The sequence below is a fragment of the Streptomyces sp. CWNU-52B genome, assembly GCF_047444975.1.
Classification (GTDB): Bacteria; Actinomycetota; Actinomycetes; order Streptomycetales; family Streptomycetaceae; genus Streptomyces.
The window spans coordinates 168,463-169,475 of record NZ_JBLFJV010000028.1; the positions used below are offsets into that span (position 1 = coordinate 168,463).

1 protein-coding gene is annotated in these 1,013 nt (G+C 63.7%); it reads left to right on the plus strand.

Annotated elements, in window-relative coordinates; translation table 11 throughout:
* Positions 1–148 precede the first annotated feature (148 nt).
* Entirely contained in the window at positions 149–937 is a 789-nt protein-coding gene (locus ACLVWQ_RS26720; RefSeq protein WP_414111717.1) for a DUF5707 domain-containing protein, read from the plus strand.
* Positions 938–1,013 lie beyond the last annotated feature (76 nt).

Here is a 1,013-nt window from a genome sequence, read left to right on the forward strand (position 1 = left end):
GGAAAAAGCCGCGGCGCCTGGCAGGCAACCATTCGTGCGACCTGATGGTCATCTCCGTGCCATCCGTGCCATCCGTGTATCGGGTGGGCATGGGTCAGCTCCGCCTCGGAAGATCTCTGAGGCTCTGGAACGTGGGGGAAACGCCTTCATGCATCACCGCACCACCGTGGGAGCCTTCGTCGGGGCCTTCGCCTTGTCCGCGCTCACGATTCCGGCGACCGCTCAGGCGGATGACTTCTCGGGCGACATCAGGATCACGAACGTGGTCGTCAACGGAGGGAAGGACATCGTCCTGGGGACCACGGACGTGAAGACGTTCACCATCGCGGTGACCGCCACGGACGACTCGGGCATCAAGGTCGGAGACACCTTCCCGGTCATGTGGCACACGCGCTTCCCGAACGGCGAATCCTACGGTCTCGTGATCCCCGACAACATCGCGGGCAAGTGCGTGAGCCAGAGTTCCACCACGACCACCTGCACCTACACGCTGAAGATGAACCCGCGCATCCACCCCCAGGACAACACCACGGCCGGGACCTGGACCGTGAGAGCCCTCGCCCTGGCCAACGACGGTGACTACGTCACGCGGGATTCCGCCGCCAAGGCGAAGGTCCTGCGCAACTCCAGGCTGACGGTCAACGCCGCGCCGGAACCAGTGAAGAAAAACAAGACGATCACCGTCACGGGCGCCCTGACCCGCGCCAACTGGGAAACCTACAGGTACGGGGGTTACACCAAGCAGCCGGTGAAGCTCCAGTTCAAGAAGAAGGGCACCAGCACCTACACGACCCTCAAGTCCGTCGCGACGGACAGCAAGGGCAACTTGAGGACGACGACGAAGGCCACGGCGGACGGCTACTTCCGTTACTCCTTCGCAGGCACGTCCACCACCCCGGCGGTCGCCTCCTCGGCAGATTACGTCGACGTGAAGTAGCCCTCGGGAGGGGCATCTGGGCCTTGTCCCCGCGGAGTGGACACCTGTTCGTGTTGTTATGCAGCGAGTGTCAGGG